Source organism: Halorubrum amylolyticum, assembly GCF_004114995.1.
GTDB lineage: Archaea > Halobacteriota > Halobacteria > Halobacteriales > Haloferacaceae > Halorubrum > Halorubrum amylolyticum.
In genome coordinates, this window is the sequence record NZ_SDJP01000014.1 from 55,244 (window position 1) to 80,506 (window position 25,263).

25 protein-coding genes and 1 pseudogene are annotated in these 25,263 nt (G+C 69.2%); 11 read left to right on the forward strand and 15 right to left on the reverse strand.

Annotated features, from left to right (window positions below):
- Nucleotides 1–227: 227 nt before the first annotated feature.
- Both ESO89_RS10890 and ESO89_RS10895 read right to left on the reverse strand, forming a co-directional pair.
- Nucleotides 228–527, reverse strand: coding sequence for a HalOD1 output domain-containing protein (locus ESO89_RS10890; RefSeq protein ID WP_241686198.1), 300 nt, complete (start codon nucleotides 525–527; stop codon nucleotides 228–230).
- Nucleotides 528–965: 438 nt separating this feature from the next.
- Entirely contained in the window at nucleotides 966–2,165 is a 1,200-nt protein-coding gene (locus ESO89_RS10895) for an alpha-D-ribose 1-methylphosphonate 5-triphosphate diphosphatase (protein WP_128905532.1), read from the reverse strand.
- A 299-nt stretch (nucleotides 2,166–2,464) separates the two neighbouring features.
- On the opposite strand from ESO89_RS10895, the gene ESO89_RS10900 reads away from it, so the two are divergent.
- On the forward strand, nucleotides 2,465–2,788 hold the full coding sequence (locus tag ESO89_RS10900) for a DUF7344 domain-containing protein (protein WP_128905533.1): 324 nt from the start codon (nucleotides 2,465–2,467) through the stop codon (nucleotides 2,786–2,788).
- A 70-nt stretch (nucleotides 2,789–2,858) separates the two neighbouring features.
- Here ESO89_RS10900 and ESO89_RS10905 read toward each other — a convergent pair whose 3' ends face one another.
- The 3 genes from ESO89_RS10905 to ESO89_RS10915 all read right to left on the reverse strand — a co-directional run bounded on the left by ESO89_RS10905 (nucleotide 2,859) and on the right by ESO89_RS10915 (nucleotide 6,279).
- The gene (locus ESO89_RS10905) at nucleotides 2,859–3,890 is read right to left on the reverse strand and encodes a DUF1616 domain-containing protein (protein WP_128905534.1); all 1,032 of its coding nucleotides are present in this window, start codon (nucleotides 3,888–3,890) and stop codon (nucleotides 2,859–2,861) included.
- A gap of 114 nt (nucleotides 3,891–4,004) precedes the next feature.
- Entirely contained in the window at nucleotides 4,005–5,081 is a 1,077-nt protein-coding gene (locus ESO89_RS10910) for a glycosyltransferase family 2 protein (RefSeq protein ID WP_128905535.1), read from the reverse strand.
- 1 nt (nucleotide 5,082) lies between these two features.
- Entirely contained in the window at nucleotides 5,083–6,279 is a 1,197-nt protein-coding gene (locus ESO89_RS10915; protein ID WP_128905536.1) for an FG-GAP repeat domain-containing protein, read from the reverse strand.
- A gap of 159 nt (nucleotides 6,280–6,438) precedes the next feature.
- Between ESO89_RS10915 and glmM the strand changes: the two genes are divergently transcribed.
- Both glmM and glmU read left to right on the forward strand, forming a co-directional pair.
- Complete coding sequence (gene glmM / locus ESO89_RS10920; RefSeq protein ID WP_128905537.1) at nucleotides 6,439–7,800, forward strand: phosphoglucosamine mutase; 1,362 nt, start codon at nucleotides 6,439–6,441, stop codon at nucleotides 7,798–7,800.
- A 161-nt stretch (nucleotides 7,801–7,961) separates the two neighbouring features.
- Nucleotides 7,962–9,143, forward strand: a complete 1,182-nt coding sequence (glmU, locus tag ESO89_RS10925) for a bifunctional sugar-1-phosphate nucleotidylyltransferase/acetyltransferase (RefSeq protein WP_128905538.1) — start codon at nucleotides 7,962–7,964, stop codon at nucleotides 9,141–9,143.
- Between the two features lie 30 nt (nucleotides 9,144–9,173).
- On the opposite strand, the gene ESO89_RS10930 is transcribed toward glmU, so the two are convergent.
- A complete protein-coding gene (locus ESO89_RS10930; protein ID WP_128905539.1) occupies nucleotides 9,174–10,166 on the reverse strand; it encodes a phosphoribosyltransferase family protein in 993 nt (330 codons plus the stop codon).
- Between the two features lie 167 nt (nucleotides 10,167–10,333).
- Nucleotides 10,334–11,836 (reverse strand): lipopolysaccharide biosynthesis protein, encoded by a 1,503-nt coding sequence (locus ESO89_RS10935; RefSeq protein ID WP_128905540.1) that lies wholly within the window; start codon nucleotides 11,834–11,836, stop codon nucleotides 10,334–10,336.
- Nucleotides 11,837–12,042: 206 nt separating this feature from the next.
- Here ESO89_RS10935 and ESO89_RS10940 point away from each other — a divergent pair, with 206 nt between their 5' ends.
- Both ESO89_RS10940 and ESO89_RS10945 read left to right on the forward strand, forming a co-directional pair.
- Nucleotides 12,043–13,248, forward strand: a complete 1,206-nt coding sequence (locus ESO89_RS10940; RefSeq protein ID WP_241686199.1) for a glycosyltransferase family 4 protein — start codon at nucleotides 12,043–12,045, stop codon at nucleotides 13,246–13,248.
- 40 nt (nucleotides 13,249–13,288) lie between these two features.
- On the forward strand, nucleotides 13,289–14,185 hold the full coding sequence (locus tag ESO89_RS10945) for a sugar phosphate isomerase/epimerase family protein (protein WP_128905541.1): 897 nt from the start codon (nucleotides 13,289–13,291) through the stop codon (nucleotides 14,183–14,185).
- A gap of 39 nt (nucleotides 14,186–14,224) precedes the next feature.
- Here the strand turns inward: ESO89_RS10945 and ESO89_RS10950 are convergent, their stop codons facing one another.
- The 3 genes from ESO89_RS10950 to ESO89_RS10960 all read right to left on the reverse strand — a co-directional run bounded on the left by ESO89_RS10950 (nucleotide 14,225) and on the right by ESO89_RS10960 (nucleotide 16,701).
- On the reverse strand, nucleotides 14,225–14,815 hold the full coding sequence (locus ESO89_RS10950) for a metal-dependent hydrolase (protein ID WP_128905542.1): 591 nt from the start codon (nucleotides 14,813–14,815) through the stop codon (nucleotides 14,225–14,227).
- Between the two features lie 169 nt (nucleotides 14,816–14,984).
- Nucleotides 14,985–15,419, reverse strand: coding sequence for a hypothetical protein (locus tag ESO89_RS10955; RefSeq protein WP_128905543.1), 435 nt, complete (start codon nucleotides 15,417–15,419; stop codon nucleotides 14,985–14,987).
- A gap of 133 nt (nucleotides 15,420–15,552) precedes the next feature.
- Entirely contained in the window at nucleotides 15,553–16,701 is a 1,149-nt protein-coding gene (locus ESO89_RS10960; RefSeq protein WP_128905544.1) for a Gfo/Idh/MocA family protein, read from the reverse strand.
- Between the two features lie 354 nt (nucleotides 16,702–17,055).
- Between ESO89_RS10960 and ESO89_RS10965 the strand changes: the two genes are divergently transcribed.
- Entirely contained in the window at nucleotides 17,056–17,673 is a 618-nt protein-coding gene (locus ESO89_RS10965) for a DUF7344 domain-containing protein (protein WP_128905545.1), read from the forward strand.
- Between the two features lie 56 nt (nucleotides 17,674–17,729).
- On the opposite strand, the gene ESO89_RS10970 is transcribed toward ESO89_RS10965, so the two are convergent.
- Nucleotides 17,730–18,260 carry a DUF7344 domain-containing protein gene (locus ESO89_RS10970; protein ID WP_128905546.1) on the reverse strand — a complete coding sequence of 177 codons (531 nt, stop codon included), beginning with the start codon at nucleotides 18,258–18,260 and terminating at the stop codon, nucleotides 17,730–17,732.
- Nucleotides 18,261–18,466: 206 nt separating this feature from the next.
- Here ESO89_RS10970 and ESO89_RS10975 point away from each other — a divergent pair, with 206 nt between their 5' ends.
- The 4 genes from ESO89_RS10975 (at nucleotide 18,467) to ESO89_RS10990 (ending at nucleotide 22,550) form a co-directional block, all read left to right on the forward strand.
- The gene (locus tag ESO89_RS10975) at nucleotides 18,467–18,751 is read left to right on the forward strand and encodes a PadR family transcriptional regulator (protein WP_128905547.1); all 285 of its coding nucleotides are present in this window, start codon (nucleotides 18,467–18,469) and stop codon (nucleotides 18,749–18,751) included.
- A 294-nt stretch (nucleotides 18,752–19,045) separates the two neighbouring features.
- Nucleotides 19,046–20,167: a glycosyltransferase family 2 protein gene (locus tag ESO89_RS10980; protein ID WP_128905548.1), complete on the forward strand. Its 1,122-nt coding sequence runs from the start codon at nucleotides 19,046–19,048 to the stop codon at nucleotides 20,165–20,167.
- Nucleotides 20,164–21,264, forward strand: coding sequence for a non-hydrolyzing UDP-N-acetylglucosamine 2-epimerase (wecB, locus tag ESO89_RS10985; RefSeq protein WP_128905549.1), 1,101 nt, complete (start codon nucleotides 20,164–20,166; stop codon nucleotides 21,262–21,264). The genes ESO89_RS10980 and wecB overlap by 4 nt, the downstream gene beginning before the upstream one ends.
- Nucleotides 21,261–22,550: a nucleotide sugar dehydrogenase gene (locus ESO89_RS10990; protein ID WP_128905550.1), complete on the forward strand. Its 1,290-nt coding sequence runs from the start codon at nucleotides 21,261–21,263 to the stop codon at nucleotides 22,548–22,550. The genes wecB and ESO89_RS10990 overlap by 4 nt, the downstream gene beginning before the upstream one ends.
- Before the next feature lie 40 nt (nucleotides 22,551–22,590).
- Here the strand turns inward: ESO89_RS10990 and ESO89_RS10995 are convergent, their stop codons facing one another.
- Nucleotides 22,591–23,040: a DUF6653 family protein gene (locus ESO89_RS10995; protein ID WP_128905551.1), complete on the reverse strand. Its 450-nt coding sequence runs from the start codon at nucleotides 23,038–23,040 to the stop codon at nucleotides 22,591–22,593.
- 158 nt (nucleotides 23,041–23,198) lie between these two features.
- Nucleotides 23,199–23,435: pseudogene (locus tag ESO89_RS11000) on the reverse strand (NAD-dependent epimerase/dehydratase family protein); the annotation flags it as partial.
- A 327-nt stretch (nucleotides 23,436–23,762) separates the two neighbouring features.
- Between ESO89_RS11000 and ESO89_RS11005 the strand changes: the two are divergent.
- Complete coding sequence (locus ESO89_RS11005; RefSeq protein ID WP_128905553.1) at nucleotides 23,763–24,023, forward strand: HalOD1 output domain-containing protein; 261 nt, start codon at nucleotides 23,763–23,765, stop codon at nucleotides 24,021–24,023.
- Between the two features lie 386 nt (nucleotides 24,024–24,409).
- Here the strand turns inward: ESO89_RS11005 and ESO89_RS11010 are convergent, their stop codons facing one another.
- Together ESO89_RS11010 and ESO89_RS11015 are read right to left on the reverse strand one after the other, a co-directional pair.
- Complete coding sequence (locus tag ESO89_RS11010; protein WP_241686200.1) at nucleotides 24,410–24,586, reverse strand: DUF7511 domain-containing protein; 177 nt, start codon at nucleotides 24,584–24,586, stop codon at nucleotides 24,410–24,412.
- Nucleotides 24,587–24,689: 103 nt separating this feature from the next.
- Nucleotides 24,690–25,263, reverse strand: a 574-nt coding sequence (locus ESO89_RS11015) for a sugar phosphate nucleotidyltransferase (RefSeq protein ID WP_164932780.1), incomplete at its 5' end; no start/stop codon positions are given.

Below are 25,263 nucleotides of genomic sequence, written 5' to 3' on the forward strand. Positions count from 1 at the left end.
TCGGACCATGCCCTGCCTGCGGCGCCGGTACTGATTGTAATGCGGAACCTTTCGTCCGGCGCGCCTCGGAGCGGGTTCACCGCGGGACCGTCAGAACCCGTTAAGACCGTCCTACTGATCGGGTGGCGAGCCCCCTACTGATCGGGTGGGGGAGACGGGTAACCCGCGGAACGGCGGTCCCTCGAACGGGCGAGCGGCGCTACGCGACCGTCACCGAACGTCCAGCGTCACCGAACGTCCAGCGTCACCGCGTCGTCGGTGGCCGTGACGACGTAGCCGCAGTAGTCGAACGAGAAGCGGACGCCGGACCGGCCGACGCGGTCGTCGTCGAACAGGGCGTCGAACGCCTCGGGGTCGATCACGTCGCTCAACAGGGGGAGGTCGCCCGGGGACGTGCCCTCGGCCTCGGCGACGGCTCGCACGACTGCGACGGTCGCGGAGGTCTCGGCCTCCATCGGAATTCGAGTAATCGGTGACCCGGCGGCCGGGACCGGCGTGTGTCGGCGTTCCGCGTCGGAAGAAGTCATGAGATGTATGCCTCGGCCGATCTAGCGACTCGCCTTTATAAACGGTGTCGATCTGTTCTTCCGATCGCCGGAGATCACCGGGGGCGGCTCCTCGAACCGTCCCTTATCGGAAACCGACGTGCGGGAACGGGGTCCCGATCGGATCGGCCGACAACGCGTCGGATCGGGTGATTTTCATCCGCCGTGTGATAAGTGGACCATATCGGTTTTAGATGTCATATAGCAAAGTCGCCCGGACGCCAATCGGGAGTCGTACCGCAGTCGGACGTGAACGTCCATGACCCCGGACGACCCGCCTCCGCTGTGGTACCGGTCCTCACGTTTCGGTACTCACGTCTCGTCTCCGGCTCGCGGTTCGGTGCTTTCGTCCAGTTCCGAGACAGAGAGCGTCGGCGCCGGACGCGCTCGTCGGTCGTCGCCGGCCGACGATCCCGGGCATCACGACCCGGCCGGCGGCGCCCGGCGGTCGGCCGTCGCGGTGCGGTCGGCCCGGAGGGCCTCCGCGCCGGCGACGAACACGCGGTCGACGGTCGGCGTCCCGTTCGGGTCGACCACGATCAGGTCCGCGCGTGCGCCCTCCGCGATCCGGCCCCTGTCGTCGAGTCCGGCGGCGGCCGCGGGGTTGCGGGTGACGCGGTTCACGCGCGTCGACAGCGGTTCGCCGGTGTCGACGAACGGGGCCGCGAGCAGCGACTGCGGGTGGTAGTCGGCACACAGCACGTCGACCAGTCCGTCGTCGACCGCGGCGCGCGCGCCGAGGTTGTCCCAGAGGCTCCCGCCGCGGACCAGGTTCGGGGCGCCCATCACGGTGGCGAGCCCGAGGTCGGTCGCGCGCCGCGCGGCCTCCCGAGTGAGCGGGTACTCGCTGATGTCGGTGCCGTGGGCCGCCATCCGCTCCACGTCGCGCGCCGACTCGTCGTCGTGGGACGCCAGCGGCACGTCGGCGCGGCGCGCGAGGTCGGCGATCCGGCGGATGCGGTCGTCGCGGTCAGATCGGTCCAGCGATCGTCGGGTCTCGATGACGTCGTCGACCGACTCCGCCGGCCAGTTCCGGTCCTCGACGTAGTGCCGTTCGAACGCCTCGTCGTCGTACTGCCCGTCGCCGGGGGCGTGGTGCATCACCGAGAGGAGGTCGATCCCGACCCGGTCGACGACGCCCTCGACGGCGTCGGCGCTCGCGTCGGCCAGCTCGCACCTGGCGTGCAGCCGGTTGTCGCCGAGGGTGTACCCCTCGCGTCCGATCTCGACGGCGACCTCCTCGGCGGTTTCGAGCGTTCGACCGTCGGCCGGCGACTCCTCGAACGCGACCGCGTGGAACTTGGTCGTGACCCCGTTGAGCAGGTTCGCGCGGTCGGCCGCGGTGAGGGCAGTTCGGGCGTCGACGCTGGCGCCCGCCCGCGGGGCGCGGTGGTGCTCGATGTCGTCGCCGTGGAGGTCGACGATCCCGGGCATCACGACCCGGCCGTCGGCGTCGACGGTCGTCGACCCCCGGGCGTCCCCCGCGGACCCCCGAGTGTCCCTCGCGGCCCCCCGATCGACCCGGACGATTCGGTCGCCGCCGATCACGACGCGCCCGCCCTCGACGACCCCCGAGGACGTGACGACTCGGCCGTTTCTGATCTCCGTGACGCCGGTCATCGCCCGGTCACCCCGTCCGTCTCGGCCGATCGGCGCACCCCGGTGGCCGGAACCCCCGTCGTCGCGTCCGCGTCGGTGGAAGGGCCGTGCATAGCGCGACCGTTATCCGGCCGAGCCTTTGTTAAGCGGTGACAACCGAAAGCCGTCGGCGATGATCGAACCGGGTAGGCGCGGGCTACCGTCGCCACAGAGGGTGTGATGATCGGAGTGAACGGTCCCCATTATACATCAACGAGAGTACAGTTTCGTCTCCGTGTTCCTGCGAGCAACCGTTTCGACCGAACATGGGGAGACGACCAATGGACTCAGAAACCCAGACCGCCTCGACCGAGACCCTGCTCCGAGCCGTCGCCGACCCCGAGCGTCGGGCGATACTCCGCCACCTGCACGCGACCGACGGTCGCGCAGTCGGTATCGACGACCTCGCGGCGGCGCTCGAATCGCGCGGCCGACCGACCGACTCCGGGAACGGTCGGGCATCGATCGAACTGCGCCACACGCATCTGCCGACGTTGGCGGACGCGGACCTGATCGAATACGACCGCGGGCGGGGTTCCGTCGCCTACCGCGGCGACGACCGGGTCGAAGACCTTCTGGAGTTCGTCTCCGAGCGGCTGGAGTGAGGTCGGTTCCGTCCGGACGCCCGTCGACACGCGTCCGCCGACCACACGCTCGTCGACGACGGTTGGCCAGCTACGCGTTCGCTCCCGTCGCGCTCGGTCCTCCCACGTCGACCCAGAGATGCACCGATCGGTACGCGTTCTCGGCGGTCGGGTTCGCCGGCGGTCCGTCGACGTACAGCAGGTAGGCGATCCGGAGTCCGTCGCCCGCCATCGTCGGCTCGACCGTCCGCGTCCGCTCAGCCGATTCGCCCGGTTGCAGCCGCGCGTCGAACCGGTCGACCTCCGACCGCTCGACGACGCACGTCTCCCCGCCGGCGTCGTCCAAGCGCTGCAGCTGCGTCACCACCGTGTACGTCCGCGCGCCCGCCTCCCGGTTCTCGATCCCGACGCGGACCGTCGCCTCCTCGCCGGGGGCGAGTTCCCGCGGGTACTCGTCCGCGACCGCCGTCCCGGTGTCCGGGTCGCTTCCGAGGACGGACAGCTCGGTGTACCGCTCGCCGTTCGTCGACGTGGCCGCGGCGATTCCGACGCCGGCGGCGGCGACGACGAGACCGACGACGAGGAAGGCGTTGAGGGCGGTGTAGACGGGACGGTCCGGCTCGCGCACCCACCCGTCCAACCGCCGGGCCAGCGCGAGCGAGGCGACCGCGAACCGCTCGTCCGGCGGGAGGCGAAGCCGCCGAACCGCCGCGAGCACGGCGAGGGCGACGGTCGTCACGGCGACGCCGGGAACCATCGTCGTCGGGCGTATCCCCCACTTGGTGTAATGCAGGAGGAACCCGATGAAGGGGACGAGAACGACGCTGACCGCGATCGACGCCACGACCCGTTCGAGCCGGGAGAGGGGTATCGTCTCCTCCCGGCGGAACCCCATCGTCGAGAGGCGCTCCGGGACGCGCGCGGTCCGCTGCGGAAACAGCGCGGAGACCAGCGCGTACCCCGGACAGAAGAGGACGAACGCGCCGCCGAGCAGCATCCGAACGAGACCGCCCCCGTTCCTCGCGGCGAGCGCGACGACCGCGAGCGAGACGAGCGTGACGACCAGAAGGTCCAGGGGAAGCCGGCCGGCGAGCGGTGTGTTCCCCCGGTCATCGAACGACATGCGAACCCCTTGCGCGCAGGGGTCCAAAGGTAGGCGTCGGCTAAACGGCCGGGAGCGTCACCGAGGCGAGCCGAATTCGGCCACCCGAGCGCCCCGGCCACCCGAACGACCCGGTCACCCGACCGACCCGGAGACCCGCCGCGCCAGGAGGTGCGTGGGGCGACCCCCCAGCGAGGCGAGCAGGTACGCGAGGAACCGCGGCTCCAGCGGATACCGCGCGACCGCGGTGAACAGGAGCCGGCGGGCGTCGCCGTAGTTGCCGGTGTACAGCGCCGACGACCCGGCTCGGAACGCGGCCCACGCCCGCATCTTCCGGCGGAAGGGCCGGCCGTACGCCGCCGCGACCTCGCCGAACCGGTCGAGGAAACTGTCGTAGCCGCGGCGCTTCTTCTCGAAGTCGTCGCTCAGTCGGCCGTGCGACGTGTACTCGTAGACGACGAGCGCCTCGGGAAGCCGGACGAACGCGGCCCGCTGGGAGACTCGGACGAGCCACTCCATGTCGGCCCACGCCTCGAACTCCTCGTCGAACGAAACCGCCTCCGCGAGGTCGCCCCGGACCATCACGACGGACATCGACCCGACCACGTTCCGACACAGCAGCGCCTTCGTCAGGTCGCCGTCGATCCGCGGCGGCAGCTCCTCGCGGGCGCCGTCCCCGTGGAGCGCCTTCGTCCCCGAGTAGACGACGCCGACGCTCTCGCCGGCCGCCTCGAACGCGTCCACCTGTCGCTCGACCTTCTCCGGGACCCACCGGTCGTCGTCGTCGAGGAAGGCGACGTACGCCCCCGTCCCGGCCTCGACGCCCGCGTTCCGCGCGGCGTTGACGCCGCGGTTCGTCCGGTGCCGGACGCATCGATACCCGGCCAGCGAGTCGGTGTCGACGCCCGCCAGCGTCTCGCTCGCGGGGGCGTCGGAGCAGTCGTCGACGACGACCAGCTCGATCGGGTCGTACGTCTGTTCGAGCACGCTCTCGACGCAGTCGCGCAGGTACGAGGGCCGGTTGTACGTCGTGACGACCGCGGTGACGAGCGGTCGGTCCGCTTCCCGACCGTCGCCGGCGTCCGAACCGCTGCCGGCCTCGGCGTCTCCGCCGGCCTCGGCGTCTCCGCCGGCCTCGATCGAGCTGCCCAAGCGGCTCGGCAGTCGGTTGCGGAGGTGCAGCCGGTCGCGGAGGGTCGTGGTTCCGAGCATGTTACGGGCGGTTGTACCACACGTCGACGTGCGCGTGCGGTTCGAACGACTTCCCGATGAGGTCGGGCCGACCGTTCCCGTCGACGTCGAGCGCCTTCCCCTCGTGGGTCGGCACCCCGCTCTCGACGACGGTCTCCCTGAACTTCCCCCCGCCCTCGTTCCGGAACAGGACGTGCTGGGCGGTCTCCTCGTTCTCCCCGAGCCCCATCTCCGCGACGTAGACGTCGAGCGAGCCGTTGCCGTCGAAGTCGGCGAGTTGGACCGTGTGCGGACAGTACAGGTCGTCACGGAGGATGTGCGTGTCCCAGTCCGGGGGGTCGAACCACCCGACGCGGCCCATGTGTTCGCCGAGCAGCGGCGAGTCGCCCTCCGCGAACACCAGCTCCGGCTCGCCGTCGTCGTCCACGTCGCCGACGGCGACCCGCGTCCAGTCCCAGCCGGCGACGACGTGTTCTCGGGCCCACTCGGCCGACAGGTCGGACGCGTCTTCGGGGGCCGCGGCGGTCGAGTCGCGGTCGGCTCGCCGATAGACCGCCGTCCCCGCGACGAGCTCGTTGTCGCCGTCGCCGTCGAGGTCGGCGATCGCGAGCCCTTCGACGTTGGTGTGCCGGCCGATCACCGTGAGACAGTCGCTCGGCCACGGCGAGCGCGTCGGGTCGTCGGGGACGTCGTAGTAGAAGACCGTCTCGCTCTCTTGTGACGCGCCGACGACCTCGGGCTCCCCGTCGTTGTCAACGTCGCCGAACGCGAGGTCGTGGTACTTCGAGAAGTCGTCCGCGATCAGGTGTTTCGGCCACGCCTTCCGGGGGTCGACCGGCTGTTCGAACCAGTACACGTCGCTCCCGCCGAACCCCTGACCGACGATGAGGTCGAGCCGCCCGTTCCCGTTCACGTCGCCGAGCGCCGCGCCGAGCGCGTGGAGGTCAGACGCTGACGAGAGCGTGTGGCGAGTCCACGCCGCGTCGCCGTCGTGGTTCCCGTGCCCGGGGTTCTCGTACCAGAACAGGTCGGTTTCGAGCCGCCGGAACAGCCGCCCCACGAGCGGGACTGTCCGGTCTCCCAACACCGGGAGGTCCTCGGACCCCATCCCGCCGACGATGAGGTCCGGCAGGCCGTCGCCGACGAGGTCGACGGGCTCACAGACGAAGAGGCGCCCACACGGGGGAGAATCGTCGATCGTTTGATGGTCGAATCGCATCTCCTCGGAGACGACCGCCCCGCGACGCCTTACTATACGCAGACTAACCGTCTCGGCGGGACGACCGCCCGGATATCACCCCGTTACTCCCGAGATACCGGCGGTGAAACCGGCGAAAACGGTCGACGGCTACATATCCGTTCGGACCGATCGCTCCCCATGTTCGGAACGAGCGGGGTCCGGGGCCGAGTCGGCGAGTCGATCACCGCGTCGGTCGCGCTGGACATCGGTCGGGCCGTCGGAACCGACGCCGACCGAGCGCTCGTGGGACGGGACGCGCGCGACTCGGGACGGACCCTCCGGAACGCGCTCGTCGCCGGCCTGCAAGAGACCGGGACCGACGTCGTCGACGCCGGGCTGGCGGCGACGCCGACGGTCGCCCGCGGGATCGCCCTCCGGGAGGCCGACGCCGGCGTCGTGGTGACCGCCTCGCACAACCCCCCGGAGGACAACGGCCTCAAGCTCTGGACGCCCTCGGGACAGGCGTTCTCGACGGCACGGCAGGAGGAGATCGCCGAGCGGATACGCGAGGCCGACTTCGACCTCGCGGAGTGGGACGGGCAGGGGACACACCGGACGTGGGAGGACGCGACCGCCCGCCACCGCGAGGCGCTGGTCGAGGCGGGGCGACGCGACGCGGCGGCGAGCGACGCCGACCTCTCGACGCTGTCTGTCGTCGTCGACGTCGGGAACGGCACGGGCGGCGTCACGGCCGAGGCGCTGTACGAGCTCGGCGCCGACGTCGAGACGCTCAACGCGCAGCCGGACGGCAGGTTCCCCGCCCGCCCGAGCGAGCCGACGGCGGAGACGTGCGCAACGCTCGCGGCGACGGTCCCCGCCGTCGACGCCGACCTCGGGATCGCACACGACGGCGACGCGGACCGGATGATGGCCGTGACTGACGACGGCGAGTTCGTCCCCGGCGACCTGCTGCTCGCGCTCTTCGGACGCGAGGAGGTCGGCTCCGGGGACCGGGTCGCCGCCCCGGTCAACACGAGTCTCGCGGTCGACGACGCCTTGGAGGCGGTCGGGGCGGAGGTCGTCCACACCCGCGTCGGCGACGTGTACGTGGCGGAGCGGGCCCGCGACTCCGCCGTCGCGTTCGGCGGCGAACCCTCCGGCGCCTGGATCTTCCCCGACGAGACCCTCTGTCCCGACGGTCCGCTCGCCGGCGTGAAACTCGCCGCCCTCGCCGCGGCGGAGCCGATCTCGGACCGGCTCGCGCGGATCGACCGGTACCCCATCCGCCGCGCGACGGTCGAGACGGACGCCAAAGGGGACGTGATGAACGCGGTCGACGACCTCGCCCGCGAGCGGTACGACGAGGTCACCGCGCTCGACGGCGTCCGGGTCGAGACCGCGGACGGCTGGTTTCTGATCCGGCCGTCGGGGACGCAGCCGCTGATCCGACTGACCGCCGAGACCCGCGAGCCGGCGGCCGCGACGGAGCTGCTCACGACGGTGCGGTCGCTCGTCGAGACGGCGGTCGAGATGACCTCGTCGAGACGGCGGTCGAGATGACCTCGTCGAGACGGCGGTCGAGATGACCTCGTCGAGACGGCGGTCGAGATGACCTCGTCGTGAGGGCGGCGTCGTGAGGGCGGCGTCGTGAGGGCGTTTCCCCCGCGAACGTACGATATAGTCGGAGCATACCTTTGTCCCTCTCCGGTCGTGGTTCGGCCGTGCAAACCGTCGTACTCGCTGCCGGCGAGGGGACTCGAATGCGCCCGCTGACGGACAGGCTCCCGAAACCGATGCTCCCCGTCGCCGGGGAGCCGCTCGTCGGGCACTGCATCGACGGGGCGATAGCCGCCGGCGCGTCGCGGGTCGTCGTCGTCGTCGGCTACGAGGCCGCGGCGGTCCGAGAGCGCCTCGCGGACCGGGACTGGCCCGTGCCCGTCGAGTTCGTGGATCAGCCCGAGCAGCGCGGGACCGCCGACGCCGTCCGGGCCGCCAAAGACGCGCTTCACGACGGCCAGTTCGCGGTGCTGAACGGCGACGTGCTCTACGGCGACTCGCTGCGGGACCTGTTCGAATCGGGGCCGGCGGTCGGCTCGTTCCGCGTGGACGACCCCACCGCGTACGGCGTGTTGGAGACCGACGGCGACCGCGTGCGCGGCGTCGTCGAGAAGCCCGAAGACCCCCCGTCGGAGCTCGTGAACGCCGGCGCCTACGTCTTCCCGGAGGCCGCGCTCCCGTGGCTCGACGTCGAGGAGAGCGACCGCGGAGAGTTAGAGCTGACGGACGTGCTCCAGCGGACCTGCGAGTCGTTCGACGTGACCGCGGTCCCGTTCGACCGCTGGCTCGACGTGGGCCGCCCGTGGGAGCTGCTCGCGGCGAACGAGTGGAAGCTCCCGGAAGCGGACGGCGAACGCGCCGGCGACGTCGCTGCCGACGCCGACCTCCGCGGGCGCGTCACCGTCGAGCCGGGAGCCACGATCGAACCGGGAGCCGTCATCGAGGGGCCGGTCTACGTGAGCTCGGGCGCCCGCGTCGGCCCGAACGCGTACGTTCGGGGGGCGACGTACCTCGGCCCGGACGTGAATGTCGGACACGCCGTCGAGGTGAAAAACAGCGTCGTGATGGCGGGCTCGCACGTCCCGCACCTCACCTACCTCGGGGACAGCGTTCTCGGCCGCGGCGTCAACCTCGGCGCCGGGACGACCGTCGCGAACCTCCGCCACGACGGCGAACCGGTCCACTTGACGGTCAAGGGGCGGCGCGAGAGCACCGAGCGCCGCAAGTTCGGGGTCGTCTGCGGGGACGACGTGAAGACGGGGATCAACAGCGCCCTCAACGCCGGCGTGACGCTGTCGACCGGGGCGACCGTCGGTCCGGGCGAGACCGTGCTTCGGGACCGGTGACGACCGGAGGCGGAGCACGGTGGATGGCGTTTACCTCTCTTTGGATTTGTGCGACCGCAAAATCCAGTGGTAACACCGAGAAGAGAGCTGATAGGCCGCTCTCGCCGGAAACAACACCGATTCCCGTTTCAGATTGGACACGCCCTCGGTGATGCGTCGGCGTGACCGCCCACCGATCGACGGCTTCAGCATCTCGTTGGTGTCGTAGCAGAACACCGGTCGGTTCGCCCGCCGTCGGATTTCCGCCGCCTGTTTCGGATCGCTTTCGATGAAGAGGTCCGCATCGACCGAGTCGTACACGTCTGCCTTGTACTGACCGTGATTGCTCCGCTTCCGCCGAGTCTCCATGTCCGGCAGGTCCATCATCACGAGCGTGTCGTACTCGATACCGTTGTCCGCTAACCACCGCTCGGTCTCGGGACGGTACGTCTCCAGTCTCGAAGTCACGAGCCAGCCGATACGCTGCTTCGGGACGACGTTCGGTTCGACGGTCCTGAGAAACTCGCGGTAGGTGTGCCCGTCGTCGTTTTCGTCCGGCGTCGGATCGCGACAGAGGACCCCGTCGATATCCACGCAGAAGTCCGTCAGTCTCGTGTGATGGAGGATGTTCCACTCGAAGATGCGCGGCGCGGAGACGACTTCGCTCCAGTAGTCGACGTATCGGTGTCCCCCGGAAGAGATGTACATGGCACCGAACGAGAGATCGAACGGGAAGTCGTGCTCCGCGAGCCGATCGCGAGTCTCCGTCATCTGCCCGCCGGTCAACACGGAGTCGTCGACGACGAGGACCGAATCGAACTCGTCGATGGAATCGCGGCGCTCGAATCTGGACCCGGTGTCGAACAGCCGTCCGTCGCAGAGCCCGTCGATGTCCGTCATCGGAACATCGAGGTGGAGACACAGGAGGTTCGCGGCCAAGAGTCCGCTTCTGGGGATTCCGGCCACCAGATCGATATCCTGCGGGAGGTCCGTCGCGAGGCGGTGCGCGTCCGCGTTCAGGTCCGCCACGGTCTTGTAATTCATTTGACCCCACTACCGTTGAATGAGCTATTATTATACAGCTGATAACCGGCGCCCTGAACGTCGATAACGGACGATTTCTCCCGACGCTCTGCGGTTCCTCCCCGACCTCAAGGATCGAGGGAATCCGACGAACGACTCGACGGCCGACGAGGACACCGCGACGAGCGTCACCCCCTGATCCCGTCGCTGATCACCCGCAGGTTGCGCTCGATCCCCCAGTCGAACCGCCGTTCGAGCAGGAACGCGACCGCGAAGTACACGACCGCGCCCGACGGGACCAACACGAGGAACTCGACGAGCGGTGTCAGGTCCGTCGCGAACCCCACGTACCACAGAGTGGCGAACATGACCGAGGCGGCGACGAACGGGTAGGCGTACTCGGCGTACAGCTGTCGCTGTCGAGCTTTGACCATCCGCGCCGAGAGGTAGACGTCCAGCGGAAGCATCGGGAAGACGTACACCCCGACGACGACCAGCGCGGTCCCCTCGATCCCCCACCTCGCCGTCGCCGGCCAGATGAGCGCGGCGATACACGCCACGCGGATCAGCCCGGTCTTGACGATGTAGTCCGGGCGGTCGAGCGCCTTCCAGATGGCGCCGAAGTTCCGCGTGATCGCGTGTAACAGCCCGTACAGCGCGAGTATCTGCATCGTCGTGATCATCGGGCGCCACTCGTCGCCGAGGACGGCGGGGACGAAGCTCGGCGCCACGACGGCGATCCCGAACGACAGCGGAAACGTGATGAACGCGGTCAGCCGTGTCGTCTGGAGCAGCGCGCCGCGGAGCTCGTCGAGGTCGCCCTGCAGCCGGGAGTACGCCGGGAACGTGATCTCCGAGATGATCCCGGCGGCCTCGGACGCGGGCATGTCCGCGATCCGGTACGCGTACTGGTAGAACCCCAGAGACGTCGCGGTGAGGAACCACCCGACGAACGCGTCGTCGCCCTCGCTGTACACGAACCCGATGATCGACGCGCCGGTGATCCACTTGCCGTAGTCGATGAGCCGTCGCGCGACCGCCGTGTCGAGGGTCGGTCGCGGGCGGTAGTCGTGGAGGACGTACGAGAGGAGAAACTTGAAGAAGGACTTACCGACGGTCGCGAACACGAGCGCCCAGACGGTCGGGGAGTACAGCGCGTACCCGACGCCGACGGCGAACTGCACGACCGACCCGCTCGACTTGAAGACGAAGTCCTTGTGAAAGGAGAGGTCCTTCTGAAAGTAGACGATTCCGGGGTTGCGAAACCCGTACAGCAGCGGGCTCAGGCCGAGCACGCGGATGAGGTTCGTCGCGCTCGGTTCGTCGAAGACCCCGGCGATGTACGGCGCCGCGACGGCCAGCACGCCGAAGATGAGGACGCCGCGCGCGGCCTCCAGCGACCACGTCGTGTTGAGGTACTCGTCGACGTTCTCCTTCTCGTCCTGGATGAGGGCCGCGTTGATCCCGATGTTGGTGAACCGCCTGATCCCGGAGAGGACGAGCAGGGCGATCCCCATCAGGCCAAAGGCGCGCGGATCGAGCAGCCGCGCGAGGACCAAGAGCATCAGGAGCTGTGACAGCCGGACCGCCATCTTCGTCGCCGTCACCCAGATTCCGCTTTTGACGGTTCGCTGAACCACGGACCCCGACGGGACGGCGCGCTCGACGAGTTCTCGGAGGCGGTCCTTCATCGACTGCCGTGCCCGGTCGACCCGAGTCGCACGGCGCCCTTGCTGGAACGGTTCATACCCGGATTCCGGCCGACGAAGGCATTGTTATACCGCTCGTAACGCCCGGACGCGAACGGGTCGCGACGTGCCGTTCCCGGCCCAAACGCCGGTATCCCGTTTATACTTATTCGGATCGAGGGCGCTGGTCGACACGTCGTGACACACCCATGGACGGACGGGCGCGCGTCGCAGTTCACTACCGGCGGAACGCCCGCCGGGAAGCCACTCAGCCGGTCCCGGTACCGATGACCGACGGCGACGGGCTCACGCTGCTGTTGATGAGCGGGAGCTGGTACCCGGAGAACGCGTACATGACGCTGCTCGCGGACGCGCTCCGCGAGGCCGGCGTCGAGGTCCGGACGCCGCCGCTCCCGCTGTTCTTCCCCCTCACGCGGGCGGTCCTCGCGAACCGGGACGCCGACGCGATGCAGCTCGACTGGGTCTACGACTACTACGTGACGACCGGGACGGGGTTCGGCCCCGCGAACGCGCTGGTCTCGTTCCTGCGGGCGGTCGCGTTGCTCGTCGACGTGGCGCTCGTCTCGCTGCTCGGCGTCGGCGTCGTCCGGACCGTCCACAACGAGCGCCACCACGAGGGGCTGTATCCCTGGACGGAACGGCTCGTCAACGAGTGCGTGTTCGCCGTCGCCGACGCGATCACGGTCAAGTGCGGCGCCGCGGCCGACGCGATCGCCGCGGCGTACCGCGTCCCGGAGACCGACGAGGTGGCGGTGGTCCCCGACGGGAGCTTCGTGGCGGCCTACGAGAACGACGTGTCTCGCGAGGCGGCCAGACGCGACCTCGGGATCGACGACGACGCCTTCGTGGTCCTCTTCTTCGGGCTGATCCGCGAGTACAAGGGCGTCCCGGACCTCGTCGAGGCGTTCGCCGACCTCGACGCGCCCGACGCGGAGCTGTGGCTGGTCGGGAACCCGCACGACAACCGGACCGAGGCGCAGGTCGTGGCGCTCGCCCGGAGCGACCCGCGGATCGAGACGCGGCTCGAATTCGTCCCGGACGAGCGCATTCAGTACTTCCTGAACGCCGCCGACGCCCTCGCGTTACCGTACCGCCGGATTCTCAACTCGGGGACGGCGCACCTCGGGCTCTCGTACGGCCGCCCGGTGATCGCGCCCGCGATCGGCTGTCTCCCGGAGATGGTGCCGCCGGAAAACGAACTCCTCTACGACCCGTGCGACGGCGACGGCCTCGCCGAGGCCCTGCGGCGGGCGTACGACCACCCGGACCTCGGGCCGATCGGGCGCGCGAACCACCGGCGCGCCCGGTCACAGAGCTGGGCGAGAACGGCCGAGACGCTGACCGGCGTCTACCGGGAGGCGGCCGGGGGGAATCGTTCGATGCGACCCGGATAGGCCCTTCATTACTTCCGACCGACGGCCCGGACACCGGACAATGAGCCGGTCAGAATCGGCCGAACGGGCGGCGAAGTCGCGCCCGCGCTCGGCGATACAGCTGCACATGCTCCGGGACATCGACGAACCCCTGCCGGAAACGATCCGGCGGGTGGCCACCGCCGGCTTCGAGGGGGTCGAGTTCGCCGGCGCGTTCCTCGAGGCGGACCCGCACGCGGTCCGGGAGGCGCTCGACGAGACGGGCGTCGAGCCCGTGGCCGCGCACGCCGACCTGCGCGCGCTGGAGCGGGACCTGGAGTCGATCGCCGACCGCTGTCGCCGCGTCGGCTGTGACCACGTCGTCATCCCCCACCTCGGCGCCGGCTACTTCCGGACGACGGACCACGTCGACGCGCTCGCGAGGCGGCTCGACGGCCTCGCGGACCGGCTCGACAGCCACGGGCTCCGGCTCTCGTACCACACCTCCAAGGACCCGTTCCTCCCACTTCTCGACCGGTTCGGGCTCGGCGTCCCCGCGACCCTCCCGTCGCCGGGCTTCGTCTGGGAGCGGGCGGCCGAGGCGGTCGACCTGACGGTCCGCGGGCCGGACCGAACCGTGGGGACGACCGGGCTCGGTCGGCTCGCGTCCCGCACCGACGAACTCACCTTCGAGGTCGACGTGGGGTGGGCCACCGCCGGCGGGTACGACCCGGCCGACGTGTTCGATCTGCTCGGGGACCGACTGTCGCTGATCCACGTCGCCGACGTGACGCGAACGCGTCGCTTCCCGCCGGCGTTCCGGTCGGTTCCGCCGGGCGAAGGAATCCTCGACCTCGAACGGGTGCTCCGGGCCTCGCGGGAGACCGGGGCCGACTGGCTCGTGTTCGAGGACGACCACCCGTCGGACCCCGAAGCGGTGGTCTACCGCGGGCGGGCGACGCTCGACCGGATCGACTGACCGCGACCGGATCGACTGACCGCGACCGGATCGACTGCGTCAGGCCCGAAGTCGCTCGATCGCTCGCCGAAGCGTCCCCGTGATCAGCGCGAGACCGGGACGACCGTCGGCCAGCCACAGCGTAACGCCGAACACGACCGAGCCGAGCTGGAGCGCGATGACCGGAGTGAGTTCGAGGGTGAGGAGCTGCGCGACGTACTCGGTCAACAGCCCGGAGACGCCGTCGATGAAGGAGCCGCGGTCGGGCGGGGAGACGCGGCCGGCGATCGGCCACAGGACCGGAGAGAGGTCGACTCGTCCCCGCGACAGCGACGCCGGGAGCACGTCGCCGACGAGGTGGAGCACGTACCCGATCAGGAAGGCGCCGCCGACCGCTCCCGCGCGCCGGCGCTCGGCGAGCGCGTACACGACGACCGCCGACGGAACGCCGAGGAACAGCGAGTGGGCCGCCGCGTACCCCGTACCGAACACGTTGAACTCCCACGCGAGCGGCTTGTCGATCAGGTCCGGGAGCACGGAGCCGAACGCGAGCGCGACCGCGGGGGCGTCCCCGGGTCGCGACCGATACCTGCCGTGAACGTACGTCGAGTAACACACGTAGGCGAACAGCGCGTGCTCCCAGGGCCACATGTGACGAGGGACCCGTCGGTCGGAGGTAGTTATAAATGGGATACCGAGGGATCGGTCCCACCCGACGCGGTCGGGGTCAGTATCCGAATCGGGATCGGTATCCGAATCGGGATCGGTATCCGAATCGGGATCGGTATCCGAATCGGAGCCGACTCTCCGCGCGCCCCGGTTACCGACCGAGCGGCTCCCCGTCGAGCGAGACCTCCGCGTCGCCGTCGACGGTCACGTCGCGGATCTCGCCGCGGAACCGGTAGCCGCGGTCGTCGTTCGCGACAGCCCCCTCCGCCGTCGATCCGGAGACGTGACCGGCGGTTCGATCCGTCGACTCGTCGGCGACGAACTCCCCGGCGACGGTCACCTCGTACGTGGACGGGGAGCCCGACCCGCGTATCCAGATCCGGCGGTCGAGGGTCCCCGCGTCGTCCGCCGACGCCGGGACGACCGCGTTCGTCCGACCGGTGAGCGTCGCGATCGTCGCGATCACCGCCCCGCCGAGGCGGGCGTACCCCCGACGCGTGACGCCGGTCGACTGGGACTCGTCCCGATCGGTGTCGGGGGGTTCGCCCCCCGTCGACTGCAGCCTGTGTGCCAGCTTGTGTGCCATTGCGGCCGTTAATCCCCCGTTACCCGCAATAAATATTTGGTTTATGATATATTCGGCGCGGCGTGACTGTCCCGACGCCCGAGACGTTTCGAAGCCGAGCCGCAGTCGCAGCGAACCGGTCGACTGCGTCGGATTACCCGTCGTCGGGCCAGTCGTCCATCCCGCCGAGCTGTTCGGCCTCGTACATCTCTTCGAGGGGATTCCCCTCTAACTCCAGTGGGAGGTGGACCCGGCCGCGTCGCCGCGCGGACTCCCAGCTCGCGAACACCAGTTCGGTGCCGCGGAGGACGCGTCGGCCGGAGAAGACCGGCTCCGTCTCGGTCGACAGCGCGTCGACGAGGTGTTCGATCGCCTTCTCGTAGTGGGTCGGCGGGTCCGCGGGCCAGGTCACCCCCGGCAGGAACCCGGTGACTTTGCTGAGGGCCGCGTGAGCGATTCCGGGCGCCGAACCGTACACGTTCTCGTCGGTGTCGACGGTCCGCCACGCCCCGTCGGTCTGGACCCGGAGCGCCGTCCCGTCGTCGGTTTGGATCTCGATCGTCCCGTCCTCACCGACGAGCCGGAGGTAGGCGTCGACGCCGGTCACCCCGTCCTCCGCCGTCGACGCGACGCCGACGGTGCCGTCCGCGTACCGCCACTGCGCGATCGACCGCGTCTCGTTGAGGGCGCCGAACCACCGGTTCTCGTGGGAGCAGTCGATCGCCGCGAGCGCCCACTCCGCGCGCGCGCCGTCCACGAAGAGGTCACAGAGGTCGAAGAGGTGGGAGCCGGCGTCGAAGAGGTTCACCTCGGACCACTCCAGCCGTTCGAGCTCGCCGATCTCCCCGTCGTCGAGCAGCCCCTTCGCCCGCAGGACCGGCTCGGCCAGCCGGCGCTGGTGGTCGATCGTCAGCTGCACGTCCTCGCGGTCGCAGACTTCCACCATGCGTCGGCAGTCGTCCCACGCCGTCGCCATGGGCTTCTCGCAGTGGACCGCGTCGACCGACGGCGCGGACGCGCTGTCGACGACGAGGCCGGCGTGGATCGCCGGTGGCACGCAGACGCTCACGATGTCGGGCTCGACCGCCTCCAGCATGACCTCGTGGTCCTCGTAGACGGCGTCGACCCCGTGGTGTTCGGCGAACGCCTTGGCGTTCTCCGGAACGATGTCCGCGCAGGCGACGAGCGAACACGAGTCGAGCCGCTGATACCCGGCGGCGTGGCGGTACGCCATCGCGAACCCGTCTCTATCCCGCGTTTCGGGGTCCTCGCCGGTCCCGATTATCGCGACACGGTATGTCATTATACCACTCACGCCGGAGTGACGGAATAGTATACGTCTGCTAACGGCGCCGGCGGTCTCGGAACCGGTCAGGAAACGGAGGGATTCGCCGCGGGCGAGCCGTCGATTCCGGACGCGGCACCGCACGCGTCGAACGCGTCCGAGCGGTTCGGGATTCGCCGCGGGCGAGGCGAACCGCTCGGACGACCGCCTCAGGCCGGCATCGATCGATGGCTGAATCGGAAAACAGCCGGACCGAACTCCGGTGCCGAAGCTCGCAACCGAGTGTTCTGTTCGTCGGTTCGGGGCGTTCTCGAATTGTTAGAGAATGTTAATATCAGTATATCTAAGGTAGTGTGCCGTGTGGAGAGCTTCATGAGAGCGGGAAATTCGGGGTCACTCAGCGAGGATCAGCTCGGGTCCGATTCCAAGCCATCGACCGACGACGTATCGAACTTAGAGGCGATCGGCAAGGCATCACGGTCGAACGGATCGGCCCTCGAGAAGGGCGAGATATTCGATCTCCTGAAGAACAGCCGCCGGCGCAGCATCATTCAGTACCTCCGCACCCACGACGGGTACGCGGAACTCAACGACGTCGCCGAGCACATCGCGGCCGACGAGAACGACATCACGGTCAGGGAGCTCTCGTCCAACCAGCGGAAGCGGGTGTACATCGGCCTCTACCAGTGTCACCTCCCGAAGATGGACACGATGGGAGTCGTCGAGTACGACAAGAACCGCGGGACGATCGAACTGCAGGACTCGGTGTCCCAGCTGTTGGTTTACATGGATTCCGTCGACGAGGACGAACGCGAGGAACAGGCCCCGGACCGGGACCGGCTCGCGCCCGCGATCGCCGCCGCCGTCGTCGGCGTCGTCGGACTCGGAACGCTCGGGATCGGCGCCCTCGCGACCGTGCCGGCCGCCGGGTGGACGCTGCTGTGCGTCGCCGGAATCGTCGCCATCCTCGGGGTCCAGTACGTGGACTGACCGCGGTCTCCCTTCTCGCTGTCCAGCCCCTCCACCCTCCCCGCCCGCCGAACCGCTCAGTCGGTCACCAGCCGTTCGAGAAACGTGTACTCCCCGCGTTTGACGGCCGTCTCGTAGTACTGGAACGTCGCCAGCGACATGACGGACACGGCGAACACGAGGCTCGGAAGGGCCGAGACCGCGCTCAGAACTTGGACGACGCCGATCGCGACGCCGACCACCGCGAGCGCGCCGTAGTAGAGCGCCCACTGGCGGTCCGGATCGACGTCCTCGTTCAGAACGCGGGCGACGTCCTCGACCCGGTCGGTGAGCGTGACGGTCTTCTCGTCGGCGTCGTACCGCACCAGCCCGACCTGTTCTAACTTCGGGACGTGGGTCTGGTACAGCGAGATGTAGAACCGCTTTACGACGTCGCTGTCGACCGGCTCGTCGGTCCCGTTCGTCTCGTCGGCCGCCGTGTCTCGGGCCAGGGAACGGAGGTCCGCGCGCCCCCCGCGCCGATGCAGGTGATACAGGATCTGCCGGCGTCGTGAACTGCTCAGTACCTCGAACACCTCGTCTTTCGTGAGTTCCTCCGTCGAGTTCATGGGGTAGTCTCGTGATCGAACGGCGACTTTCGCCCCCTCTCTCGACGGGGACGGGCGGATGACAGACACGTGACGCCTCACTCAATTTGTTATCACGTCCATATCGGGGAGCGAACGGGGGGCCGACCGGCGCGCGACGGGACGGACTCCCCGATACTCTCGTTCACGCACACATAACGAAACTCCGGGGGACCCACTGTCGCGGCATGACCGACCCCCTCTTCGAACTGACCAGCTTTCAGCGGGACCTCCTCTACGTGGTCGTGGGGGAGACCGACCCGTCGGGGCAGGAGATCAAAGCCGAGCTCGAAACGGTGGTGGACGAGATCACCCACGGGAGACTGTATCCGAACCTCGACACGCTGGTCAAGAAGGGGTACGTCGAGAAGGGGGAGATCGACCGCCGGACCAACTTCTATCAGGTGACCGAGATGGGGTTCGAGGCGCTTCAGGCGCGACGGAACTGGGAGGACCGGTACGTGGATCTATGAGCACGGAGTCCGCCGGACGGCCGGGTGATGCGGTGTATAACGAAGCCCGCTTCCGACGGGCGTTCAGCCAGCCACTCCGCGTCGCATCGGGCCTCGAACGCGGAGGCACCCACACCCAACTCATGATCGCATCCAACGACAGAGCCGCAGACGGACGCCGACGACAGTTCCGGACTCGACGGGGCGGACTGACCGTAACCCGATCGGGCGGGCCGACCGCAACCCGATCGGGCGGACTGACCGCAACCCGATCGGACGGGCCGACCGCGGCCCGACACGGGGGGAGGAGCTGACATGTACGACGGACGGAGCGTCGGGGTCGTCGTCCCCGCGTACAACGAGGCGGGCCACGTCGGCGGGGTGATCGAGACGATGCCCGGGTACGTCGACCGGATATACGCGGTCGACGACGCGTCGACCGACGGGACCTGGGAGGAGATCCGCGACTGCGCCCGGCGGATCAACGGTCGGGCCGCCGAGCCGTCGCCCGAGCGCGGCGCCGGCCCGCCGCGCGTCGTCACGCTCCGGCACGACCGGAACCGCGGCGCCGGGGCGGCGGTCAAGACCGGCTACTCGCGCGCGCTCGACGACGGGGTCGACGTCGTCGCCGTGATGGACGGCGACGGGCAGATGGACCCGGCTCACCTAGAGCGGATCGTCGCCCCAGTCGCCGCGGGCGAGGTGACCTACGCGAAGGGGAACCGCCTCAGCTCCCGACGGGACTGCGAGCGGATGTCGCGCTGGCGGCTGTTCGGGAACGTTGCCCTGACCCTGCTGACCCGCGCCTCCAGCGGGTACTGGGAGGTCTCCGACCCGCAGAACGGCTTCACGGCGATCTCGAACGACGGGCTCCGGCGGGTCCGGTTCGAGCGGCTCTACGACGAGTACGGCTTCCTCAACCACCTCCTGTTCGCGCTCAACCTCGACCGGGAGGAGATCGCCGACATCTCGCATCCCTCGGAGTACGGCGACGAGACGAGCAGCATCCGGTACGCGACGTTCGTGCCGCGGCTCTCGGCGCTTCTGGCCCGGAACTTCCTCGAACGCATCGGACGGTCGTACGTCCTCCGGCGGTTCCACCCGTTGGTCGTCTGCTACGCGCTGGGGGCGACGGTCACGTTCACCGGGATCTTCGGGGGAATCTACGCCCTCTCGTCGGCGGCGGTCGACGCGTTCCTCGGCGGCATGGTGTCGGTTTCCGTCGGGGCCATCGGCGGGCTCCTGTTGACTCTCGGGATGTGGTTCGACGTGTCGGAGAACGACGGTCTCGTTCGGTCCGTCCCCGAACCGGCGGGGCCGAATCCCGAGGCGGGGCCGGGGATGGACGCCGACCGAGAGGCGGGGAGCGGCCAGCGGCTCCCCGTGTTTCAGGACGGCGGTGAGGTTGCCCGGCCCACGGAGGGGAAGACCGAATGACCGAGATCGCCTTCGTCCTCGGAACGCGGCCCGAGATCATCAAGCTCGCTCCCGTCATCCAGGCGTGCGAGCGACGGCGGATCGAGTACGCGATCGTCCATACCGGCCAGCACTACTCCGACAACCTCGACTCGGTGTTCTTCGACCAGCTCGACCTGCCGGACCCGGACTACGACCTGGCCGTCGGCTCCGGGTCCCACGGGAAACAGACCGCGGAGATGCTCGTCGAGGTCGAGCGCGTCCTCGACGAGACCGCGCCCGAAGTCGTGTTGGTTCAGGGGGACACCAACAGCGTGCTCGCCGGCGCGCTCGCCGCCAGCAAGATGGACACCGAGCTGGGCCACGTCGAGGCGGGACTCCGAAGCTTCGACCGCGGGATGCCCGAGGAGACGAACCGTGTGCTCGCCGACCACGCCGCGGACTACCACTTCCCGCCGACCGACCGCAGCAAGGGGCACCTCCTCCGCGAGGGGATCTCGGACTTCCGGATCACCGTCACGGGGAACACCGTGGTCGACGCGATACGGCGGAACCTCGACATCGCCCGCGAGAAGAGCACGGTCCTCGCGGACTTGGTTCTCGACGGCTCGCGCTTTTTCCTGCTGACGGCCCACAGAGCGGAGAACGTCGACGACGAGGAGCGCTTCAGGGGGCTCCTCGCTGGCGCCCACCGCGCCGGCGAGGCCCACGACGCCGACGTGGTCTACCCGATGCACCCCCGGTCCCGGAGCCGCGTCGAGGAGTTCGACATCGACCTCCCGCCGCGCGTCCGGGCGGTCGAACCGCTGGACTACCTCGACTTCCTGCGAGCGGCGTCGTCGGCCGACCTGATCCTGACCGACTCCGGCGGGGTCCAAGAGGAGGCCTGCGTCCTCGGCGTCCCCTGCGTGACGATGCGGGACAACACCGAGCGCCCCGAGACCGTCGACGCGGGGGCGAACCGGCTCAGCTCCTGTGACCCGGCGCGGATCGAGCGGAGCGTCAGGGAGATGCTCGGGGCGAGCGACTGGGAGAACCCGTTCGGCGACGGCGCCGCCGCCGAGCGCATCCTGCGGGCGCTCCCAGTCGAGGCCCGGTCGAAGGAGGTGTCGCAGTGAGCACCGTCTGCGTTCACGGGCTGGGGTACATCGGGCTGCCGACCGCCGCGATGCTCGCCAACTCCGGGCACGAGGTCCGCGGCTACGACGTCGACGGCGACCTCGTCGCGGCCCTCCGCGCCGGCGACGTCGGCCTGAACGAACCGGGCCTCTCCGAGTTCGTCGCGCGAGCGCTCGACGACGGTACCCTGACGATCGCCGACGAGGTGCGGCCCGCGGAGTACCACCTCGTCTGCGTCCCGACCCCGTTCGACGAGGCCGAGCGGCGGGCGGACCTAGAGTACGTCCGGGCCGCGTCGAGGGCGATCCGTCCCGTCCTCCGCGAGGGGGACACGGTGATCCTCGAATCGACGGTCCCGCCGGGGGCGACCGCCTCGCAGATGCGACCGATCTTAGAGGAGTCGGGACTGAGCGCGGAGGAGGACTTCGGACTGGCCCACTGTCCGGAGACGGTGCTGCCCGGCAACATCATCGCGGAGCTCCGGGCGAACGACCGGATCGTCGGCGGGCTGACCCCCGAGGCCACGTCGTCGGCGGCGGCGCTGTACGAGTCGTTCGTCGACGGGGAGATCCGCGCGACCGACGGGCCGACGACCGCCGAGTTCGTCAAGCTCATTCAGAACACGTTCCGGGACGTGAACGTCGGGTTGGCGAACGAGATCGCCCGGCTCGCCCACGACTACGGGATCGACTCGCGGGAGGCGATCGAGATGGCGAACGGCCACCCGCGGGTGGACCTCCTCCGGCCCGGGCCGGGCGTCGGCGGCCACTGCCTCCCGATCGACCCGTGGTTCCTCGGCGAGGGCTCCGACAGCCTCGACCTGATCGCGACCGCGCGGCGGGTGAACGACGGGATGGTCGGGTTCGTCGTCGAGCTCCTCCGCGAGCTCGTGCCCGACCTGCGCGGGACGCGGATCGCGGTCCTCGGCGCGGCCTACAAGGGAAACGTCGACGATACTCGGATGAGCCCGGGCCTCGCGCTCGCGAGGGAGCTCCAGCACGGACCGGAAGCGACGGCGCCGGCCACCGACGGCGGCGTGGCCGACGCCGTGAGCGTCGCCGTCCACGACCCGCACGTCGCGGACGCGACGCTCGACCTGCAGGCCCTCGACGACGCGACGCGGGACGCCGACGCGCTCGTCGTCGTCACCGACCACGACGAGTTCGCCGACCTCGACCCCGCCGAACTGGCGGGTCGGATGGCGGTGCCGAACGCGGTGGACGCGACGGGCATACTGGACCTGGACCGGTGGCGGGACGCCGGCTTCGCGGTCCGGCGGGTCTGAGTCAGCCGGACCTAGCGTTCGGTTTTCGGAACCGGCACGGTCAGTCGTCTCGGATCTCGGCGGCGTCGTACCGTCGGACCAGTGCGACGACGTACCAGAATTTCAGTCCCATCGAAACCACCCCCGCAACCCCGGCCCGAACGGGTTTCCGGCGGTACGCGGCGACGAACGCGTAGATCGATACGGGGACGTTGAGCAGATTGAGACCGTTCGGATGGCCGCAATCGAGGAGGCCCTCCTCCCGCTCGCGCGTCCACCACCGTTCGGCCAACACCACGCGGGTCATCCAAGCGTCATCGTCCTCGGGCGGCGAGAACAGGACCGGGTTGACGAGGGCGAAGAACACGGCGGCGCCCGCGAGTCGCCACTTTCGGTGATGGACCGCGTACAGGAGAGCCGGCGTCAACGCGGTTCGGCTCCACCCGCTTTTGGGGTTCGAATGTCGCTTCCAGAACTGCTCTTCGAGCTGGTCCGGAACACGGAGGGTCATACGCAGTGATGGGTCCGAGAGATCAAACACCTTGGTCCAGGGCTCCGCCGGAGTGGACCCGCGACAACCGCTCAAGCGACCAGATACGGCTCCCACACCCGTTCGATCCCCGACTCGAAGTCGACGGTCGGTTCCCACCCCGTCGCGGCGTGTAGCTTGGAGGCCTCGTAGAACACGACGTCGACATCGGTCGGGAGGTCGTCCTCCGAGACATCGCGCCGGAGACAGCGGACGCCGGAATCGGCGTTCTCCTCGGTGCCGAGATACTCGTTGTCGACCACCGTCACCTCGTTGTCCGCCGCGAGCCGATTCGCGAGGGTCGAGCCGATGAAGCCGGTGTCGCCCGTCACTAACACGCGTTCCGCATGACTCGGCGTTCTCCGGACGGCCCCTATGCTATACGGCGCTTAACGCGCGCACCCCGGATTCCGGGGATCACGTCGGGAAGCAGGCTAGAGCGCGGGGATCACGTCGGGAAGCAGGCTAGAGCAGGCGGAACGACTGCAAGAACCGCGGCCATCAAGAGCGGAAGAAGACCCATAGAGAACGCGGGGAGAAAACAGACAGATTCAGCGGTGAGACGAGAGCAATCCGCCCCTTCTGAACGCCCTTTTCAGTAGGTTCCAACAGAGCTATTTTTTCCGACACCCAATCGCCGCTACCGTGGAACGGCACACAGGCCGAGCCAAGAGCCCGTTTAACTGGATCGAGCGGTCGGCGCCATGAGCGAGGATCACCTCGTCAGCAGGCGATACGACTGGAGCGACGTCTCTCCCGTGGTCGGCGTCGTCGAGGCGCTGGGCGACGCCGACGACGCCGACCCGGACGCGATTCCGGCCCTCGCCGAGACGGTCGATCCGGAGTCGCTCAACGAGCTCTGTACGAGCGCGTCTGCCGAGAATCCGGTGACGGTCTCGTTCGTCCACGCGAGCTACGAGATGACCGTTCGCAGCGACGGGTTCGTCGCCGTCGACGCCGCGTAACGTTTCCGTCCGAGCCGCGACCACGTCGGCGTGGAAGAGGACCCGTCGGCCCGCGAGTCCGGACGGTCGACAGCGGGACTCGACGTGGGACGACGGGTGCGTACGACCGGCCTCGCGGCCGGCTCCGTTATCGGTCGGACACCCCATCGTCCGGCGACAGTCGCCGCGTTCGTTCGACTACGCCCCACCAAGCGATACCCGTCGCACGCTTCCGGTGACCGTGCGACGCGACGCAACGTCCGTCATCGAGACCGCTCGGTCGATCGTCGCGCTCGCGGTCCTGTTCGGCGCGGTGGTCAACGTCGTGGTCGAGTCGGTCGCGCACCGAACCCGCCGCCGACCGTGGGCGCGGGCCGCGTGCTGCGAGCCGCAAGCCGCCATCGCCGTCAGCGGCAGGACGCGATCGCGAAGTAGTAGCCGGCCTCGGCCGTGATCCACTCCGTCAGTTGCCTGTCCTCGTCGGGATCATCAGGATGAAGCGTGCACTCGTCGGGGTGGTCGTCGTACCGAACGATCGTCGCCCGGATCGGCGGTTCGTGGTGGTCGGGTTCCCCAGTCGGCATCATCTGTGTCCGTGGGTGGAACTCGGGTGGGCATCGTAATGCGACTCGTAACCCGAGGTCAGCTCAGCCGGCAACCGATGACCTCAGCCGGCAACCGATGACCTCAGCCGTCGGCCGGTTCCTCGGCGTCGTCGACCGCGCCGCCCGTGTCGTCCGCGTCAGACGCGCCGACCGTGACTCGTTCGTCGAGCCGGTCTTCGGCGCGGTCGCGATCTTCGGGGTAGCCCACGTCGATGCGCCACCCATCCAGTCGGATCGCGTCGATGGTGCGGCCGGACTGGATGAGCAGATCGATCGCGTCGGGGAGTTCGTACTCGCCGCGGTCGGAGGGCTGGACGAGGTGGCACGCGTGGAAGATCGCGGGCGTGAACGTGTAGAAGCCGGTCATCACCAGATTCGACGGCGGGTCGTCGGGCTTCTCGACCACCTCGACCACCTCGCCGTACTCGTTGGTGTCAAGGACACCGTACCGGGACGCCTCCTCGTAGGGCACTTCCTCGACGAGGAACGCCGCGTCGGCGCGATCTTCTTGTTGCCGGCTGGCCACGTCTTCGAGGTTCCCGCGGAACACGTTGTCGCCGAGCATCAGCATGAAGTCGCCGTCGACGTGCGGTTCGGCTTGGAGGATGGCGTGCGCCAAGCCGAGCTGCTCGCGCTGGTGCGTGTACGTGATCGGC

Bases quoted from the DNA above. Each gene is read 5' to 3' on its own strand.
- ESO89_RS10890 (WP_241686198.1), bottom strand. From the start codon at position 527: ATGACTTCTTCCGACGCGGAACGCCGACACACGCCGGTCCCGGCCGCC.
- ESO89_RS10895 (WP_128905532.1), bottom strand. From the start codon at position 2,165: ATGACCGGCGTCACGGAGATCAGAAACGGCCGAGTCGTCACGTCCTCG.
- ESO89_RS10900 (WP_128905533.1), top strand. From the start codon at position 2,465: ATGGACTCAGAAACCCAGACCGCCTCGACCGAGACCCTGCTCCGAGCC.
- ESO89_RS10905 (WP_128905534.1), bottom strand. From the start codon at position 3,890: ATGTCGTTCGATGACCGGGGGAACACACCGCTCGCCGGCCGGCTTCCC.
- ESO89_RS10910 (WP_128905535.1), bottom strand. From the start codon at position 5,081: ATGCTCGGAACCACGACCCTCCGCGACCGGCTGCACCTCCGCAACCGA.
- ESO89_RS10915 (WP_128905536.1), bottom strand. From the start codon at position 6,279: ATGCGATTCGACCATCAAACGATCGACGATTCTCCCCCGTGTGGGCGC.
- glmM (WP_128905537.1), top strand. From the start codon at position 6,439: ATGTTCGGAACGAGCGGGGTCCGGGGCCGAGTCGGCGAGTCGATCACC.
- ESO89_RS10930 (WP_128905539.1), bottom strand. From the start codon at position 10,166: ATGAATTACAAGACCGTGGCGGACCTGAACGCGGACGCGCACCGCCTC.
- ESO89_RS10935 (WP_128905540.1), bottom strand. From the start codon at position 11,836: ATGAAGGACCGCCTCCGAGAACTCGTCGAGCGCGCCGTCCCGTCGGGG.
- ESO89_RS10940 (WP_241686199.1), top strand. From the start codon at position 12,043: ATGGACGGACGGGCGCGCGTCGCAGTTCACTACCGGCGGAACGCCCGC.
- ESO89_RS10945 (WP_128905541.1), top strand. From the start codon at position 13,289: ATGAGCCGGTCAGAATCGGCCGAACGGGCGGCGAAGTCGCGCCCGCGC.
- ESO89_RS10950 (WP_128905542.1), bottom strand. From the start codon at position 14,815: ATGTGGCCCTGGGAGCACGCGCTGTTCGCCTACGTGTGTTACTCGACG.
- ESO89_RS10955 (WP_128905543.1), bottom strand. From the start codon at position 15,419: ATGGCACACAAGCTGGCACACAGGCTGCAGTCGACGGGGGGCGAACCC.
- ESO89_RS10960 (WP_128905544.1), bottom strand. From the start codon at position 16,701: ATGACATACCGTGTCGCGATAATCGGGACCGGCGAGGACCCCGAAACG.
- ESO89_RS10965 (WP_128905545.1), top strand. From the start codon at position 17,056: ATGAGAGCGGGAAATTCGGGGTCACTCAGCGAGGATCAGCTCGGGTCC.
- ESO89_RS10970 (WP_128905546.1), bottom strand. From the start codon at position 18,260: ATGAACTCGACGGAGGAACTCACGAAAGACGAGGTGTTCGAGGTACTG.
- ESO89_RS10975 (WP_128905547.1), top strand. From the start codon at position 18,467: ATGACCGACCCCCTCTTCGAACTGACCAGCTTTCAGCGGGACCTCCTC.
- ESO89_RS10980 (WP_128905548.1), top strand. From the start codon at position 19,046: ATGTACGACGGACGGAGCGTCGGGGTCGTCGTCCCCGCGTACAACGAG.
- wecB (WP_128905549.1), top strand. From the start codon at position 20,164: ATGACCGAGATCGCCTTCGTCCTCGGAACGCGGCCCGAGATCATCAAG.
- ESO89_RS10995 (WP_128905551.1), bottom strand. From the start codon at position 23,040: ATGACCCTCCGTGTTCCGGACCAGCTCGAAGAGCAGTTCTGGAAGCGA.
- ESO89_RS11005 (WP_128905553.1), top strand. From the start codon at position 23,763: ATGAGCGAGGATCACCTCGTCAGCAGGCGATACGACTGGAGCGACGTC.
- ESO89_RS11010 (WP_241686200.1), bottom strand. From the start codon at position 24,586: ATGCCGACTGGGGAACCCGACCACCACGAACCGCCGATCCGGGCGACG.